Raw genomic sequence first — 15,857 nt, forward strand, 5'->3', positions numbered from 1 at the left:
GTGACAGCGTGACAGCTACCGCATTGCGCTTGGGCGCGCCTGGGGAAAGGCACGGTCGATTATAGACGGAACGCTTAACTGTCGGCGCGAGGTGGCTGTGGCGGCGGTGCGGGCGTTTACCCGAATCGTGTGATGCTTCGCGCGATGCGCCCAGCCCCGTGCGATGGACGAAGTCACGGAAAACAGGTATTCTCTCGGATTCGTTGGGCCTTGCAGCAGCCGTTTGTCTTTTGGCGCTTCCCTCACGCAAGGCCTCTCCCCGATGCGCCCGTAGCTCAATGGATAGAGTACTGCCCTCCGAAGGCAGGGGTTGCTGGTTCGATCCCAGCCGGGCGCGCCATGAAAGCACCACTACGACTTCACCGAGCCCCCGTTTCTCCGCCCTCGCTAGCGACGAAACGAGATCGCGCCTTCGCGCCCGGTCATCACGATACGCCGTTTAAGCAGGCGTTTGCCCAGCGCGATGCCAGGCTGCTCGACGGCCCGATGTAGCAGCCATGACAGCCCGAATGTGATCGTCCCCACGATCAAGGCGACTGCGATGAATCGAACGGCACCGGGAGCGTTCAAATATCTCTCGAACTTTGTCAGAAATCCAGCGACCGGCAGAAGCACCAGCAAGTGAATGAGGTAAAAGCTGTAGGCAAGATCGCCCATCACCTTGCCGAAGCGGATGCCCAGTGCGCGCCGCAAGATTCGCACGACGGGCAGCGCAAGCGCCCCGAACCGCATGGATTCCGCGGAAAAAAGGATAAAGAGCACCGCGACCATCGCGATGCGCGCTGCCGAGACAGCGACGGGATGCAGCGCAAACTCGATCGCGGGTAGACTCGCCGCCAGCAGAAAGCCGACGCTTGCCCGAGGCGTACCGCGCGTCAGTGCAGCGGCCATGCCGGTCATGAACATATAAAGCTTCATCGGCAGGAAGGCCGGCATCGGAAATGAGGAAAAGAAGCCCGGTGCAATGATCTGAACGCCGAACATGGCGACGGCGAGCGTCGCGATCACAAGCAAGGCGCCGTATCTCGCGATCAACAGCATGAGCAGCGGAAAGACCGCATAGAACTGCATTTCGAGCCCGATCGACCAGTCCGGCAACGGCGTATTGAACGCGTATCGTGGAATCAGCCCGAAGGTGTAGGTAACGTGCGTCACGACGTTCCACACGCCGTGATCCAGATAGCGCGATGCAGCCGTGGCCGTTTCCGGCCAGACATGCGCGACGGCATTGCGCGCATCGCCCAGATAAGCGCCCGTGAGCAACGAGATCAGCAGCAGCACGTAATACGCCGGCGTGATCCGAAAGAAGCGGCGACACCAGAACCGCAGCCATGTTCGGCCCGCGTTCCACGGTTCCTGCTCACGGCGTTCTAGGTAATGGAACGCCATCAGAAAGCCGGAAACGAACATGAAAAGATCGACCGCGAGTTCGCCATAGGCCAGCAGGGTCGGCACGGGCGTCATTCCAGTCAGAATGCGGACGTGCGAAAGAAAGACCCATAGCGCCGCGAGTCCGCGCAGGCCATCCAGCGCAGGAATCTGACGACCATCTTCCTGTGCGCGTGCGGTACGAAAGTCTTGCTTCATGTTGACAAACCCGATCCACTGACTGGCGATTCATACGGCATATTACGCGAAACGACCTTCGGCTTGGCACAGGCGTGCCGTCGTCTATCGCTCGACATCTTCGCCCGCGCACGTCCCCCACCCAAACCCCATCCCCGCCAGCCATCTGCGGTAAGCCACCGCCATCCGATCACACCGCTGATGCAACTCCGCATCGAGATCGAGCGGCAGACGCCGGGGCCATTGCGACTCGACGATCGGCGTATCCTGCATCAGTATTTCCATATTGAAGTCGTAAAGCGCCTGATCCGAATGCGTCGTCTCGTCCTCGTGAATCGACACGAGCCACGCGCGCGTCTCCGTCTGCGTCACCGGCGACGCCGCCAGCAGGATATGCAGCGCACCCTGCCCACCCGACGCCATCTTCGTGAGACTCGCGATCAACGGCCGCTTCACGCGATACACATAATCGATCATCGCGCCGCCGCCCTGTCCCGGAATCCCCGCGGGTTGCCAGTATCGACACTGCCGCGCCTCCAGCCCGCCATCGGAAGTCTGCACGACTTCGTAATCCGGCACTTCCGTATGCGCGTCCTCGCCCAGAATCCCCACATGCACGAACGAAAAGTGCGCCATATCGAGAAAATTTTCGACGACGCGCGGCGCCGATGACCTCACCGTCTGCGGCGCGAGATTGATGCGCCGGCCACCGGGAATCGCGGCTTCGGGAAAGAAGTCGAGCGCGTCAGCCGGCTCGCCGAAGCACATCCACACGACGCCGTACTTCTCCTCGCTGACGAACGTCGTCGCGCAGGCACGTTTCGGAGGACGCAAAGACGGATTCGATGGAATCCGCAAGCACTGCCCTTCGATGTCGTAACGCCAGCCGTGATACGGGCACACGATCTGATCGCGCATCACATGCCCGAGCGACAACTGCGCGCCGCGATGCGGACAGTAATCGCGCCACACATGCGCCGCGCCGATACTGTCGCGCCACACGACGATGCGCTCATCGGCGACGACAAAGCCGCGCGCGCCGCCTTCGGGAACGTCTTCGCTATTGCAGACCGGCAGCCATTCGCCGGCCAGAGAAATGGATTCGTCGCGCATCACGGTGAATCGGAAATAGAAGTGCGAAAGCCGTTATTACACGAAACACAGCGTCTTCGCAAAACGTTGCAAAATAGCGGATCGCTCGCTCGGCGCAATTCGATACCACTCCATTCAGCCGATGCCACGCGACGGGGCCGCAGTAAAGACAGCAAGATAAAAGAAAGAAATCACCATCCAGGGGTTCAGTATGGAGCAGGCGCATCAACCGGCACGCCGGCCTTATGCCTTCGCATGGTCCGAGCACCGGAATCCCGAACGCGAGCAGGCCACGCTGCGGGTCTGGATGGGAGCGGCGGTTCTTCTGGCCTACGGCATCTTCGCGTGGCTCCGCCCTTCCTACGATGCACTGGCGGTCGCGCGTCTCATCGCGCTCTACGTGTCTTACGGTGCGGCCACGCTGCTGATCGTCAACCGCATGAGCACGCCGTCGGAGAAGCGTCTCACTGTCACGACCATCGCCGATCAAACCCTGCTCGGGCTCGCGCTCGCGGCGGGCGGCGCAATCGCGCTGCCGCTCATCTGGGTGATGTTCTGGTTTCTGATCGGCTCGGGATGCCGTTACGGCAAGCGCACGCTCGCGGTGTCATGCGCGACGGCGCTCGTCGTCGTGATGGCGCTCGGCGTCTGGCAGCCGTGGTGGCGCGCCAATCTTCCCGCCGCGATCGGGCTGGGATTGAGCGTGCTGGGCGCATCGGTGTATTTGAGCGTGCTCGTCGATCGCCTCGGCAATGCGAATCGCGATCTCGCGCGTCAGGCATCGACCGATCCGCTCACGGGCCTGTCCAACCGATACGCGCTCGAACGGATCGTCGATCGTGCGATGACCGCGCGCGAAACCGATGGCGACGATGCCACCGCGCTCCTTCTCATCGATCTCGACGGCTTCAAGGAAGTGAACGATACCTACGGTCACGCCGTCGGCGACATGCTGCTGCAGGCCTTCGCGCAATCGCTCGCGAAGCGCATGCGCAAGTCCGACACCATCGCGCGTCTGGGCGGCGACGAGTTCGTCGTGCTTGCGCATCAGGTGCGCGACCGCGCGGCGGTGCTGTCGGTGGCCGACAGCATTCACTCGATTCTCGGCGCGATGACATCGGTGCAGGAGCGGCCGGTGTCGGTATCGGCGAGCATCGGCGCGTGTCTGCTTTCCAGCGCGACGAGCGCGCAGCAATCCGGCATCACCGCCGTGCTGCGTGCCGCCGATCGTGCGATGTATCGCGCGAAAAGTCTCGGCGAAGGGAAAACGGTCTTCGCCGAAACGCGCGACTTCGAAACGAGCTGAATCAGGCCTCGACGCTCGTCCACGCCTGCTCGCGCAGCTTCGTGCGCAGACGCGCGACCGCCTGGCTGTGCAACTGGCACACGCGCGACTCGCTCACTTCCATCACTGCGCCGATTTCGCGCAGGTTCAGGCCGCGTTCGTAGTAGAGGCTCATCAGCAGCTTCTCGCGCTCGGGCAGCTTGTCGATCGCTTCGATCAGCGCGCCGCGCAGGCTGTCGTCGAGCAGCGCCGAAAGCGGGTCCGAGCGATCGACGCAATAGCGGTCGAGGAACGGCTCGTCGTCGGCGGAACGGTCGAAGTCTTCGTAGTAGATCAATTGGCTGCCGTGCAGATCCTGGAGCATCGACTGATATTCGTCGAGCGGCATCTTCATGTGCTCGGCGATCTCCGTCTCGCTCGCGGAGCGGCCGAGGTTCTGCTCGACCTTATGCACCGCCGATTCCACTTCGCGCGACGTCTTGCGCATGCTGCGCGGCAGCCAGTCGTTGGCGCGCAGCTCGTCGAGCATCGCGCCGCGAATGCGCTGGCTCGCGTAGGTTTCGAATTGCGCGCCTTGATCTTCCTTGTAGCGGCTCGCCGCGTCCAGCAGACCGATCATGCCGGCCTGGATGAGATCGTCGAGATCGACGCTCGCCGGCATCTTGGCGACGAGCTGAAGCCCCAGCCGACGAACGAGCGGCGCATATTTCGTCAGGACGTCCGACTGTGAGAGTTTGCCTTGGGCGTTATACATCATGGTCACCTATCTTGATCACATCGACGCCGTGCTGCTCATTGCAAAGTCGTGAAGCGCGGCCACACGATGCGCCGCCTCCCGCCCGCCCTGTTCAGAGTCGCCAACCGGAATTCGCGCGTCTGGCTGGCCGTTCGCCGCGCGCATGTACGGCGCGGGACGCATCGGCCAGTGGAGGAGCTCCGCCGCGATCGCGCGGTAGTCGCGGGCCGCGGCCGTGGCCGGGAACGCTTCGACTGCGCAGCGTGAGAGTTCCTTTGCCCGAGCGACGCGCGCATCCTCGGACACATACCCTGCCTGCACGAGCGACACGGCCAGATACCGGCTCGCGACGCCCGACAGGTTGTCGAACGCGACCGCCGCGTCAGCCGGGTTCTGCACGTGATTGATAAGCACGCGGAACTGGCCGATCGCATGGGCGTAATGCAGCCGCTTCATGCACGCATACGCCTCGGTGATCGCCGACGCGGCTACCCGCGTCACGATGAGAAAGTCATGCGCCTGAGCCGCGAGCGTCGACAGCGCGCCGTGACGGTCCAGTTGCGCATCGATCAGAACGATGTCGGCCGGACCATCGAGCAATGCGCGGCACTGCGCGGCGTCATGGCTGATGCGCTCGTCGCGCGGTGCGGCGATCTGCGAGAAGCCGAACGGCGTGCGCTCGACGACATCGGCGAGCGCGCGGCGGCCGGACATCACCGCGGCGAGCGCGCCTGCATCGGACAAACCCAGCATGCGGCTCACCGATCCCGCGTCCTGATGCTCGTCGATCACGAGCACATCCTTGCCGTGCACGGACAGCGCCGCGCCGAGATTCACCACCGCCGACGTGCACCCGATGCCCGCCGGCCCGCCCGCAACCGCCACCACGCGCGAACCGGCACGCGTGAGCAGCCGTCGCAGACCTTCCGCCTGGTCGAGCACGAACTTATCCAAAGTGCACCCCATGCAGTTCGGTCGTGGCGCGCGCGGACAGCGCGGAGAGCAGCGCCGGCACTTCTTCGTCCTGCGGCACGAACGGCGAGCCGTCGCGGGGAATGCAGAATGCGCTCTTGATGAGAAAACGCTTGGTCGCGACGTACAGGTTCTCCGGCACCTTCTGGCCGGTCGACACGTAATGCACCGGCAGCTTGTAGCGGATGACCGTATCGAGCACGCCGCCGAGATTCGTCGCTTCGTCGAGCTTGGTCAGGATGCAGCCCGCGAGCGGCGGCTGATCCGCCGCGCTCTTGTATGCCTGCACGACTTCGTTGAGCGTGTCGCCGTGGCTCGTCGCGTTGAGCAGCAGGATGCGCTGCACCGGATGGCCCGCGCCGCACAGCATCGCGATCTGGTCGGAAACCATGCGGTCGCGCTGGCTCATGCCGATCGTGTCGATCAGCACGATATGTTTGTTGCGCAGTTCGGAAAGCGCGAGCTGCAGGTCGGCGGCGTCCTTCACCGCGTGAACCGACACGCCGAGAATCTTGCCGAAGATGCGCAGTTGCTCGTGCGCGCCGATCCGGTAGCTGTCGGTCGTGAGCAGCGCGACCTTGCTCGCGCCGAAGCGCATCACGCAGCGCGCCGCGAGCTTCGCGGTGGTCGTCGTCTTGCCGACGCCCGTCGGGCCCATCAGCGCGAACACGCCGCCGCGTTCCATCAGTGCATCTTCGCTATCCATCACCGGGATGTTCGATTCGAGCACTTCCTGCACCCATTCGAGCGCGCCTTCCACGCTTTCCATCTCCGGCATGTTGTCCACCATCATGCGGACGAGTTGCGCGGAGAAACCGGCGGCGAACAGACGCTTGGTCAGCGCGCCGCCCGTCGGGTTGCGGCGCTGGCGCTCGCCCCAGAGCAGACCGGAGAAGTGCTCTTCCATCATCGAGCGCATCGACGAAAGCTCGTTCATCACCGTTTCGTTGACGACCTGCTCCATGCGTGCGCGAATCGCTTCGGTCACGACCGCCGCCGCGTTCGCCGGCAGACCTTCGAAGGCGCCTTCCTGCGCAGCCGGCGCGGTGCTCGCCGCCGGTGCTTCGGAGTGCGGCGCGCTCGCGTTGATCTTCTGCGCAGCGCGGCGTGCGGCGACCTGCGCGGCTTCGCGTGCCCAGTCGGGCGTTTCGACGGTCGATTGAACGCGCGCCTGAGCGATCGCTTCCGCGCGGTTAGCCTGCGCTTGCGCTTGCTGGCGAATCGCGTACTTGCCTGCTTCTGGGGTCCTCTCGGCGCGGGTCTCTTGCGCAGCGACCGGAACCGGCACGCCCATTCCGCGAGCGATCGCGGCGGACGCCGTCAGCGGACGGTTCGACGGCATCGTCGCCTGCTGCGCGATGCGCTTCGCGTGCTCGATCAGCCACGGATTCGAGTCGGCCATCGTGCGCGGCGCTTCTTCGTCGGAAGCGGCTTCGTGTTCGTGCGCGAAATCGTCTTCATCGTCGGCGTCGGTGTTCGCGCCGAAGACCGACGAAAACACGTCGCCGCTCGTGTAGGGATTCGCGGCGGATTGCTTCGCCGGCAGCGCGGCGGCCGCGGCGGCCAGTGCGGCGCGCGACGAGCCCGCCGAGCGCACGGCCTGTTCCTTCGCGGCCGGCGAGATCGACGCGATATCGCTGTCCGCGACGCCGACGATCTCCACGGAACCATCATCCAGCGTGCGATTGGACAGCACCACGGCATCGGGGCCGAGCGCTTCACGAACCTGGCGCAGTGCGTCGCGGCTGTTCGCGCCGATGAATTTACGAATGTTCAAACTTGCCCCCGATGAGGTGAGACTGCGATCTTTGCGAGGCGGACCCGCTTGGCTCGTTGCCGTGTCCGCTTTTCAGTGAAGCCATTATTGCGAACTCCACCCTTTCTCCATCGCTGGATAAGGGGCGAGAAAAAGGGGTATTTCGGCTGATGGAAATGCCGCGGACGGCGCGAACAGGCCGCGCTCGCCGGGAAAAAATTCCGCTTTGCTTCTGGCCGCGCGCTCGCCCGACGGCGTAAGCTTTAGGGCAATTCGCTCACTGTCCGGCCCGCATCCGCGACGATCCGGACACTCACAGGAGAGTTCTTCGCATGGCGTCCGCTGTCCCCTCCGCGCAATCCGCTTCTCCCGACAATCAAACTACCGGCGCGCGTCTTCTCGTCGATGCGCTCGTGCATCACGGCGTCGAGCGCGTGTTCTGCGTGCCCGGCGAGAGCTTTCTCGCCGTGCTCGATTCCCTGCACGACGAAACCTCGCAGATTCAGACGATCGTCTGCCGCCACGAGGCGGGCGCGGCGAACATGGCCGAAGCGGTCGGCAAGCTGACGGGCAAACCGGGCGTCGCGATCGTCACGCGCGGGCCGGGCGCGACGCACGCGTCGATCGGCGTGCACACCGCGTTTCAGGATTCGACGCCGATGATCCTGCTCATCGGCCAATGCGCGCGGGATCACATGGACCGCGAGGCGTTTCAGGAAATCGACTATCGGCGCATGTTCGGGCAGATGGCGAAATGGGTCGCGCAGATCGACGATCCGCGCCGCGTGCCGGAATACATGAGCCACGCGTTTCACACGGCGACCTCGGGACGTCCGGGTCCGGTCGTGCTCGCGCTGCCGGAAGACATGCTGACCGAAGCCGTCGCCGCCGCGTTGCCCGCGCCGCGTTATCAGCGCGTGGCGGCATCGCCGGCGGCGGCGCAAATCGATCGCTTGCGCGAACTGCTCGCCAACGCGAAGAAGCCGTTCGTGATCGCGGGCGGCAGCGGCTGGACGCTTGATGCGACGCAGGATTTCGCGCGCTTCGTCGAGCAATGGCGCTTGCCGGTGGGCTGCGCATTCCGCTATCAGGACACGCTGTCGAACGAGCATCCGAACTATGCGGGCGATGTCGGGCTCGGCATCAATCCGGCGCTCGCCGCACGCGTGCGCGATGCCGACGTGCTCTTCGTGCTCGGCCCGCGCATGGGCGAATCGACGACGGGCGGCTACACGCTGCTCGACATCCCGAAGACGAAGCAGACGCTCATCCACGTGCATCAGGGCGCGGAAGAACTCGGCCGCGTGTACAGCGCCGATCTGCCGATCGTCTCGGGCATGCCGGAAATCGCGTCGATGCTCGCGGCGCTGACGCCGCCCGCGAATATCGCGTGGCATGGCGAGGCCGAAGCCGCGCACGCCGCGTATCTCGAATGGCGCACGCCGCGTCCGATGCTCGGCGATGTCCAGCTCGGCGACATCATGCGCCAGCTCGCGGAAACGATTCCCGCCGATTCGATCCTCACGAACGGCGCGGGCAATTACGCGACCTGGCTGCATCGGCACTATTCGTATCGGCACTTCCGATCGCAGTGCGCGCCGACGAGCGGGGCGATGGGTTACGGCGTGCCCGCCGCGATCGCCGCGAAGTCGCTTTATCCGGACCGCACGGTGATCGCGTTTGCGGGCGACGGCTGCTTCATGATGTCGAGTCAGGAACTCGCCACGGCGATGCAATATGAATTGCCGGTGATTTTCATCGTCGTGAACAACGCGCAGTACGGAACGATCCGCATGCACCAGGAGCGGCATTACCCGAATCGCGTGCATGGGACGGGGCTGACGAATCCGGATTTCGTCGCGTTTGCGCGCGCGTTCGGCGCGCACGGCGAACTCGTCGAAACGACGGATCAGTTCATGCCTGCATTCGAACGCGCCCGGAAATCCGGCCTGCCCGCGTTGATCGAGATCCGCATTCCGCAGGATCAGAGCACACCGGGCGCGACACTCGAACAAATTCGCCGGCAAGGCACGCGCTAAGGGACAAACTTTCAATCTTCTTGCAGACCGCTCCCGGTGGCAGTAGAGTAGCCAGTTCAAAAACACAGGGAGTTAGCGATGCTTAAGATTCTGGCGTTGTCATTGGCGTTGGGCTTTTCGGGCGCGGCTTTCGCGAAGGCAGACTGCACCGCGCATCCGAAGAGCGAATGGATGAAGGAATCGGATGCCAAGGCTCAACTCGAGTCGCAAGGCTACAAGATTCGCAAGTTCAAGGTCGATGGCAACTGCTATGAGATCTACGGCCACGACAAGAACGGCAAGAAAGTCGAGATCTATTACGACACGAAGACGCTGGCTGTCGTGAAGTCGGAAGTCGAGTAAGCGTGACGGACTTTGCCCGCGTGAAAGTCTGGGACGCGTGGGTGCGGCTCACGCACTGGGCCGTGGCGGGCATCGTCTTGTGGAATCTGTTCGGGCCGACGGATTCCACGCATCGTTTGCTTGGATATGTGGCGGCCGGGCTTGTTACCGCGCGTATCGTTTGGGGTTTCATCGGCTCGCGTCACGCGCGATTTGCCGCGTGGTGGCCGACGCGTTCGCATCTCTCGGATTATCTGAAATCGATTGCGAACGGCAAGCCGATGCATCACGTTTCGCATAATCCGCTCGGCGGATTGATGGCGTTGTTTCTCTGGCTTCTGATTCTCGCGCTCGCGGTGTCCGGTTGGATCATGAGGCTCGACGCGTTCTGGGGCGAGGACTGGCCGCAGGAGGTTCATACGTGGCTGTCGGTCGCGGTCGAGGTTTGCGTGTGCGTGCATGTCGCGGCCGCGGTGTTGATGAGCGTGTGGACGCGGGAGAATTTGATCGGGGCGATGGTGACGGGCCACAAACGCGACGCCGAAAACAAAAAAGCCTCGTGACCTGAATCACGAGGCTCTCTTTTAGCTCAACCCGCAGCCTTACTTCCCGCCCACGCTCTGCAACGTCGTCCACTTGCCGCCGACAACCTTGTACAGCGTGATGCCGCCGTTCTTCAGATCGCCCTTCGAGTCATACGACAGGTGCTTAGCCGTCACGCCCTGCATGTCGGTCTTCGCGAGGAACGGCAGGTACTTCGCCGGGTCCGTCGAGTTGGCCGCCTTCATCGCGTTGAACATCGCCATCGCGCCGTCGTAGGCGTACGGCGAGTAGGTCTGCACGTCTTCGTTGAAGCGCTTTTTGTATTTCGCCGAATAGTCCGCGCCGCCCGGCATTTCGTCCATCGGCAGGCCGGCGAGCGATGCCACCGTACCGTCCGAGGCGTCGCCCGCGATCTTCAGGAACGTGTCCGTCTTCACCATTTCGCCTGCCATCAGCGGCGCGCGGAAGCCGAGCGTCTTCATCTGCTTGACCATCGGGCCGGCTTGCGAATCAGCTCCGCCGTAGTACACGAGGTCCGGGTTCGTCGACTTGATCTTGGTCAGAATCGCCTTGAAGTCGACAGCCTTGTCGTTCGTGAATTCACGGTCGACGATCGTGCCGCCCGCTGCCTTCGCCGCCTTCTCGAACTGATCGGCGAGACCCTGGCCGTATGCCGTGCGGTCATCGACGATCGCGATCTTCTTGACCTTCAGGTTCTTCACCGCGAACTCGCCCGCGACCGAGCCTTGCTGCGTGTCGGAGGTCATCATGCGGAAGGCCGTCTTGAAGCCTTGCGTCGTGTATTCGGGCGCCGTCGCCATCGCGATTTCGGGGATGCCCGCGTTCGCGTAGATGCGCGATGCCGGGATCGTCGTGCCCGAATTGAAGTGGCCGAGCATGCCCTTGATGCCGTCATCGACGAGGCGCTGCGCGACGGTCGTGCCCGTGCGCGGGTCGGCCTGGTCGTCGGCCGAGTTCAGCACGATGCGAACCGGCTTGCCGCCGATCGTCGGCTTCGTGGCGTTGAAATCTTCGACAGCGAGCGTGATGCCGTTCTGCATGTCCTTGCCGTAGTGCGCCTGCGCACCGGTCAGCGGTCCGGCGTAACCGACCTTCACGTCCTCGGCTTGCTGTGCGAATGCGGTCCCCGCGAGCGACAGGCCGGCGAGCGTCATGGCTGCTGCCAGCTTGGTCATCGTGTGCTTCATAGCTTCTCCTGGTTCCAGTGTGGATGGCAGCTTGTGCCGGGATCGCCGTGCCTGCTGCCGCTTGTTTGAATTCGTTTGAATCGAGCGCTCGAGGGGTGTCTCAACCGATCGTCATCAAATTCGCATTGCCGCCCGCCGCCGCCGTGTTCACGCTCACCGAGCGTTCCGTCAGCAGACGTTCGAGCGCGTAGTCTTCGCCATCGTGGCCAGCGTCGGCGAACGCTCCCGCAGCCACGCCCTGCACCGATACGATCGGTCCCGTGCGCTTCGCGACTTCCTTCACGAGCGACAGCAGTTCATCGCTGTCGCCTTCGAACAGCACGGCGTCGAAGTCCTCCGCCGCTCGGCGCACCTGGACATACGGCTTCAGCGATGCCGGCAGCGACGCCGCCAGTTGCTCGCCCGCCGATCCGCTGAACAACGCGCGGTTGCCCGTCGCGAGCGCGGCGGCCAGTTGCGCGCGCGCGCCGCTCGATGTCGCCGCCACGCACAGCACCGTGCCGCGCGCGCCGAGCGTGTACGTGTTGCGCTCGCCCGTCGGGCCGTTCAGCACCGCCGTCGCGCCGGCCATCACATGCTGCAGATAGCCATCGCAGCGCGCGGCCGTCTGCGGATCGCGTTCGCCGATCGCCCAGTCGCGCAACGCGGTGAGCGCCGCCGTGGGCGTGTCCTTCGACGCGGTCTGATCGACGACGAGCGTGCTCGCGAGCGACTTCGGCAAACCGGTCGGGCGTTTCGCCAGCAGACGCTGCAAGTACAGCGCGCCGCCCGCCTTCGGACCCGTGCCCGACAAACCTTCGCCGCCGAACGGCTGCACGCCGACCACCGCGCCGATCACGTTACGGTTCACATAGATGTTGCCCACATGCGCCCGCGCGATCACATGCGCGATGGTTTCGTCGATACGCGTATGGATGCCGAGCGTAAGGCCATAACCCGTCGAGCGAATTTGGTCGAGGAGTTTATCAAGGTTCGAACGGCGGTAACGCACCACATGCAGCACCGGGCCGAACACTTCGCGCTTCAACTCGTCGATGCTGTCGAGCTCGATGAGCGTCGGCGGCACGAACGTGCCTTGCGCACACGCGTCCGGCAGCGGCAGTTGCGTGACGTTGCGGCCCTTGTCGCGCATCCCGGCGATATGCGCGTCGATGCCGCGCTTCGCGTCCGCATCGATCACCGGGCCGACATCCGCCGACAGACGATCCGGATTGCCGACCGCGAGCTGCTTCATCGCGCCCGTCAGCATTTCGAGCGTGCGATCGGCGACATCGTCCTGCAGGCACAGCACGCGCAGCGCCGAGCAGCGCTGGCCGGCCGAATCGAACGACGACTGCAGCACGTCCGCGACCACCTGCTCCGCGAGCGCCGACGAATCGACGATCATCGCGTTCTGGCCGCCGGTTTCCGCGATCAGCGGAATCGGACGGCCGTCCGGGTCGAGGCGCTCGGACAGCGTCTTGTTGATGAGGCGGGCGACTTCCGTCGAGCCGGTGAACATGACGGCGCGCGTGCGCGGATCGGCGACCAAAGCCGCGCCGACCGTTTCGCCATTGCCCGGCAGCAGCTGCACCGCGCCCGCGGGCACGCCCGACTCGCGCAGAATGCGCACGGCTTGCGCGGCGATCAGCGGCGTCTGTTCGGCGGGCTTCGCGAGCACCGGATTGCCGGCCGCGAGCGCGGCGGCGACCTGCCCCATGAAGATCGCGAGCGGGAAGTTCCACGGGCTGATACACACGACCGGACCGAGCGGACGATGCGTATCGTTCGAAAACTCGGCGCGAATCTGCGACGCGTAGTAACGCAGAAAATCGATGGCCTCGCGAATCTCGGCGATCGCGTTCGGCAAGGACTTGCCCGCTTCGCGCACGACGAGGCCCATCAGCGTGTGCATCTGCGCTTCGAGCAGATCGGCGGCGCGCGCGAGGCAATCGGCGCGATCTTCGACGGGCGTCGCCTGCCAGATCGGCGCGGCGGCCACTGCGTTCGCGATCGCCGCGCTCACCTGTTCCGGCGACGCTTCCACGACCGTGCCGACGATATCGCGCAAGTCCGACGGATTGCGCACGTCGCGCGCCGGCATGCCGTTCTCGATAATCGTGCCGCCTTCCAGCATCGGTTCGGCACGCCACGGATGATGCGCGCTCGCCAGCAACGCCGACGACAGCGACGCCAGCCGATGCTCGTTCGAGAGATCGAGGCCCATCGAGTTGAAGCGCTCGTTGCCGTACAACTGACGCGGCAGCGGAATCTTCGCGTGCGGCGCGCCGAGCGGCGTGATCTCCTGCGCTTCGTCGATCGGATCGCGCACGAGCTCCTTCACCGGAATGGATTCATCGGCGATGCGGTTCACGAACGACGTGTTCGCGCCATTCTCCAGCAGGCGGCGCACGAGATACGCGAGCAGCGTTTCGTGCGTGCCGACCGGCGCATACACGCGGCACGGACGGTTCAGCTTGTCGCGGCCGGTCACTTCTTCGTAGAGCGGCTCGCCCATGCCGTGCAGGCACTGGAATTCGTACTGGCCGGGATAGTAGTTCTGTCCCGCGAGGTGATAGATCGCCGACAGCGTGAACGCGTTGTGCGTCGCGAATTGCGGATAGACCGCATCCGGCGCGCCGAGCAGCTTCTTCGCGCACGCGAGATACGAAATGTCCGTGTAGATCTAGCGCGTGTAGACCGGATAGCCTTCGAGACCATCGACTTGCGCACGCTTGATTTCCGTATCCCAGTACGCGCCCTTCACGAGGCGAATCATCAAACGATGACGGCTGCGGCGCGCGAGATCGATCAGATAGTCGATCACGAACGGGCAGCGCTTCTGATAACCCTGCACCACGAAACCGATGCCGTTCCAGCCCGCCAGTTCCGGGTCGAAGCACAGCGCTTCGAGCAGGTCGAGCGAGATTTCGAGGCGATCGGCTTCCTCGGCGTCGATGTTCAAACCGATGTCATAGCGCCGCGCCAGTTGCGCGAGCGAGCGCACGCGCGGCAGCAGTTCGGTCATCGTGCGTTCCTGTTGCGAGCGCGAGTAACGCGGATGCAGCGCGGAAAGCTTGATCGAAATGCCCGGACCTTCGTAGATGCCGCGCCCGCCCGCCGCCTTGCCGATCGCGTGGATCGCCTGCTCGTAGGACGCGTAATAGCGCTGTGCGTCTTCTTCCGTCGTCGCGGCTTCGCCGAGCATGTCGTAGGAATAGCGGAAACCGCGCGCCTCGTACTTGCGGCTGTTCGCGAGCGCTTCGGAGATGGTCTCGCCGGTGACGAACTGCTCGCCCATCAGGCGCATCGCCATGTCGACGCCCTTGCGGATCAGCGGTTCGCCGCCGCGGCCGATCAGACGCGTGAGCGCGGAGGACAGGCCCGCTTCGCTGTTCGTCGTCACGAGCTTGCCGGTGATCATCAGGCCCCACGTCGCCGCGTTCACGAACAGCGACGGCGCCTGGCCCATGTGCGATTTCCAGTCGCCCTTGCTGATCTTGTCGCGGATCAGCGCGTCGCGCGTGGCGCGGTCGGGAATGCGCAGAAGCGCTTCGGCGAGGCACATCAGCGCGACGCCTTCCTGGCTCGACAGCGAGAACTCGTGGATCAACCCTTCGACGCCGCCGCCCGAGCTTTTCGCCCGCAGCGCTTCGACGAGCTTCGTCGCGAGCTTTTCCGTTTCGGCGGCGACGGTTGCAGGCAGGCGCGCCTGACCGATCAGGAACGGCACGCACTCCGGCTCGGGCCGGCGATACGCGGCCGTGATCGCCGCGCGCAGCACGGATTGCGGCTGCACGTTCTGCGCGAAATCGAGGAACGGATGCGGCGCGCCGTCTTCGTCGCCATCGACGGGCGTGGTATCGGCCAATTCGGACGAACCGTTCGCGCCCGACAGCTCGGGCGGGAGCTGACCGTGCTCGATACGCTCCAGATAAGCGAAGATCGCCTGCTTGATCAGCCAGTGTGGAGTGCGCTCGAGGCGCGTCGCGGCATCTTTGAGCCGGGAACGCAGCAGATCGTCGACTTTGACGCCTAGGGTTGTGCTCGCCATATTTCCTTCGTTTGCCGGTCGTGCCCAACCCGGCTCATGACTAAAAAGTTGGCGAATCGTACTCCGCTGATTTAAAAGGTGCAACCGAGATTTTCGCTAGGGTTGCACCACAATGAAACCCTTATGGAACAAGGCTTTGAGCAGCGCACCGCCGGCTATCGGTTGGCGCCTGTCGCCTAGTAGTTTCCCTAGTCGGGAATTTTCGGGACGCGCCCTACGTAAATCCTTTAACGCCGCCGATATAAACGCAATGCGCCGCCCACGGCGCTGCCTTCGCCGTCAGCGCACGGCGACTTCGGGGAGAGC

General features: G+C 64.2%; 10 protein-coding genes, 1 tRNA gene and 1 pseudogene. 5 read left to right on the plus strand and 7 right to left on the minus strand.

The annotated features are described in order from the left end of the window. The first annotated feature begins 264 nt into the window (after positions 1–264). Positions 265–340: transfer RNA gene (locus tag QCE73_RS14225), tRNA-Arg, on the plus strand. A gap of 47 nt (positions 341–387) precedes the next feature. On the opposite strand, the gene QCE73_RS14230 is transcribed toward QCE73_RS14225, so the two are convergent. Continuing rightward, the gene (locus tag QCE73_RS14230; RefSeq protein ID WP_309881745.1) at positions 388–1,587 is read right to left on the minus strand and encodes an acyltransferase; all 1,200 of its coding nucleotides are present in this window, start codon (positions 1,585–1,587) and stop codon (positions 388–390) included. Positions 1,588–1,671: 84 nt separating this feature from the next. Further along, positions 1,672–2,679 (minus strand): aromatic ring-hydroxylating dioxygenase subunit alpha, encoded by a 1,008-nt coding sequence (locus tag QCE73_RS14235; protein ID WP_309881746.1) that lies wholly within the window; start codon positions 2,677–2,679, stop codon positions 1,672–1,674. Positions 2,680–2,869: 190 nt separating this feature from the next. On the opposite strand from QCE73_RS14235, the gene QCE73_RS14240 reads away from it, so the two are divergent. Beyond that, positions 2,870–3,964: a GGDEF domain-containing protein gene (locus QCE73_RS14240; protein ID WP_309881747.1), complete on the plus strand. Its 1,095-nt coding sequence runs from the start codon at positions 2,870–2,872 to the stop codon at positions 3,962–3,964. A gap of 1 nt (position 3,965) precedes the next feature. Here QCE73_RS14240 and QCE73_RS14245 read toward each other — a convergent pair whose 3' ends face one another. Genes QCE73_RS14245 through flhF form a run of 3 tightly spaced genes read right to left on the minus strand, consistent with a single transcriptional unit; the run spans position 3,966 to position 7,428 of the window. Then, on the minus strand, positions 3,966–4,700 hold the full coding sequence (locus QCE73_RS14245) for an RNA polymerase sigma factor FliA (protein ID WP_187608075.1): 735 nt from the start codon (positions 4,698–4,700) through the stop codon (positions 3,966–3,968). A 15-nt stretch (positions 4,701–4,715) separates the two neighbouring features. Beyond that, complete coding sequence (locus tag QCE73_RS14250; RefSeq protein WP_035499323.1) at positions 4,716–5,633, minus strand: flagellar biosynthesis protein FlhG; 918 nt, start codon at positions 5,631–5,633, stop codon at positions 4,716–4,718. Further along, the gene (gene flhF / locus QCE73_RS14255; RefSeq protein WP_309881748.1) at positions 5,626–7,428 is read right to left on the minus strand and encodes a flagellar biosynthesis protein FlhF; all 1,803 of its coding nucleotides are present in this window, start codon (positions 7,426–7,428) and stop codon (positions 5,626–5,628) included. Before flhF ends, QCE73_RS14250 begins: the two co-directional genes overlap by 8 nt. 311 nt (positions 7,429–7,739) lie before the next feature. Between flhF and QCE73_RS14260 the strand changes: the two genes are divergently transcribed. The 3 genes from QCE73_RS14260 (at position 7,740) to QCE73_RS14270 (ending at position 10,330) form a co-directional block, all read left to right on the plus strand. Further along, positions 7,740–9,446 (plus strand): thiamine pyrophosphate-binding protein, encoded by a 1,707-nt coding sequence (locus QCE73_RS14260; protein ID WP_309881750.1) that lies wholly within the window; start codon positions 7,740–7,742, stop codon positions 9,444–9,446. A gap of 78 nt (positions 9,447–9,524) precedes the next feature. After that, complete coding sequence (locus QCE73_RS14265) at positions 9,525–9,788, plus strand: PepSY domain-containing protein (RefSeq protein ID WP_035499328.1); 264 nt, start codon at positions 9,525–9,527, stop codon at positions 9,786–9,788. Positions 9,789–9,808: 20 nt separating this feature from the next. Next, on the plus strand, positions 9,809–10,330 hold the full coding sequence (locus tag QCE73_RS14270; protein ID WP_309882015.1) for a cytochrome b/b6 domain-containing protein: 522 nt from the start codon (positions 9,809–9,811) through the stop codon (positions 10,328–10,330). A gap of 39 nt (positions 10,331–10,369) precedes the next feature. Here QCE73_RS14270 and QCE73_RS14275 read toward each other — a convergent pair whose 3' ends face one another. Together QCE73_RS14275 and putA are read right to left on the minus strand one after the other, a co-directional pair. After that, the gene (locus QCE73_RS14275) at positions 10,370–11,518 is read right to left on the minus strand and encodes a branched-chain amino acid ABC transporter substrate-binding protein (RefSeq protein ID WP_035499331.1); all 1,149 of its coding nucleotides are present in this window, start codon (positions 11,516–11,518) and stop codon (positions 10,370–10,372) included. A gap of 100 nt (positions 11,519–11,618) precedes the next feature. Beyond that, positions 11,619–15,551: pseudogene (gene putA / locus QCE73_RS14280) on the minus strand (trifunctional transcriptional regulator/proline dehydrogenase/L-glutamate gamma-semialdehyde dehydrogenase). Positions 15,552–15,857: the final 306 nt, after the last annotated feature.

The sequence above is a fragment of the Caballeronia sp. LZ029 genome (genome assembly GCF_031451275.1).
GTDB lineage: Bacteria > Pseudomonadota > Gammaproteobacteria > Burkholderiales > Burkholderiaceae > Caballeronia > Caballeronia jiangsuensis.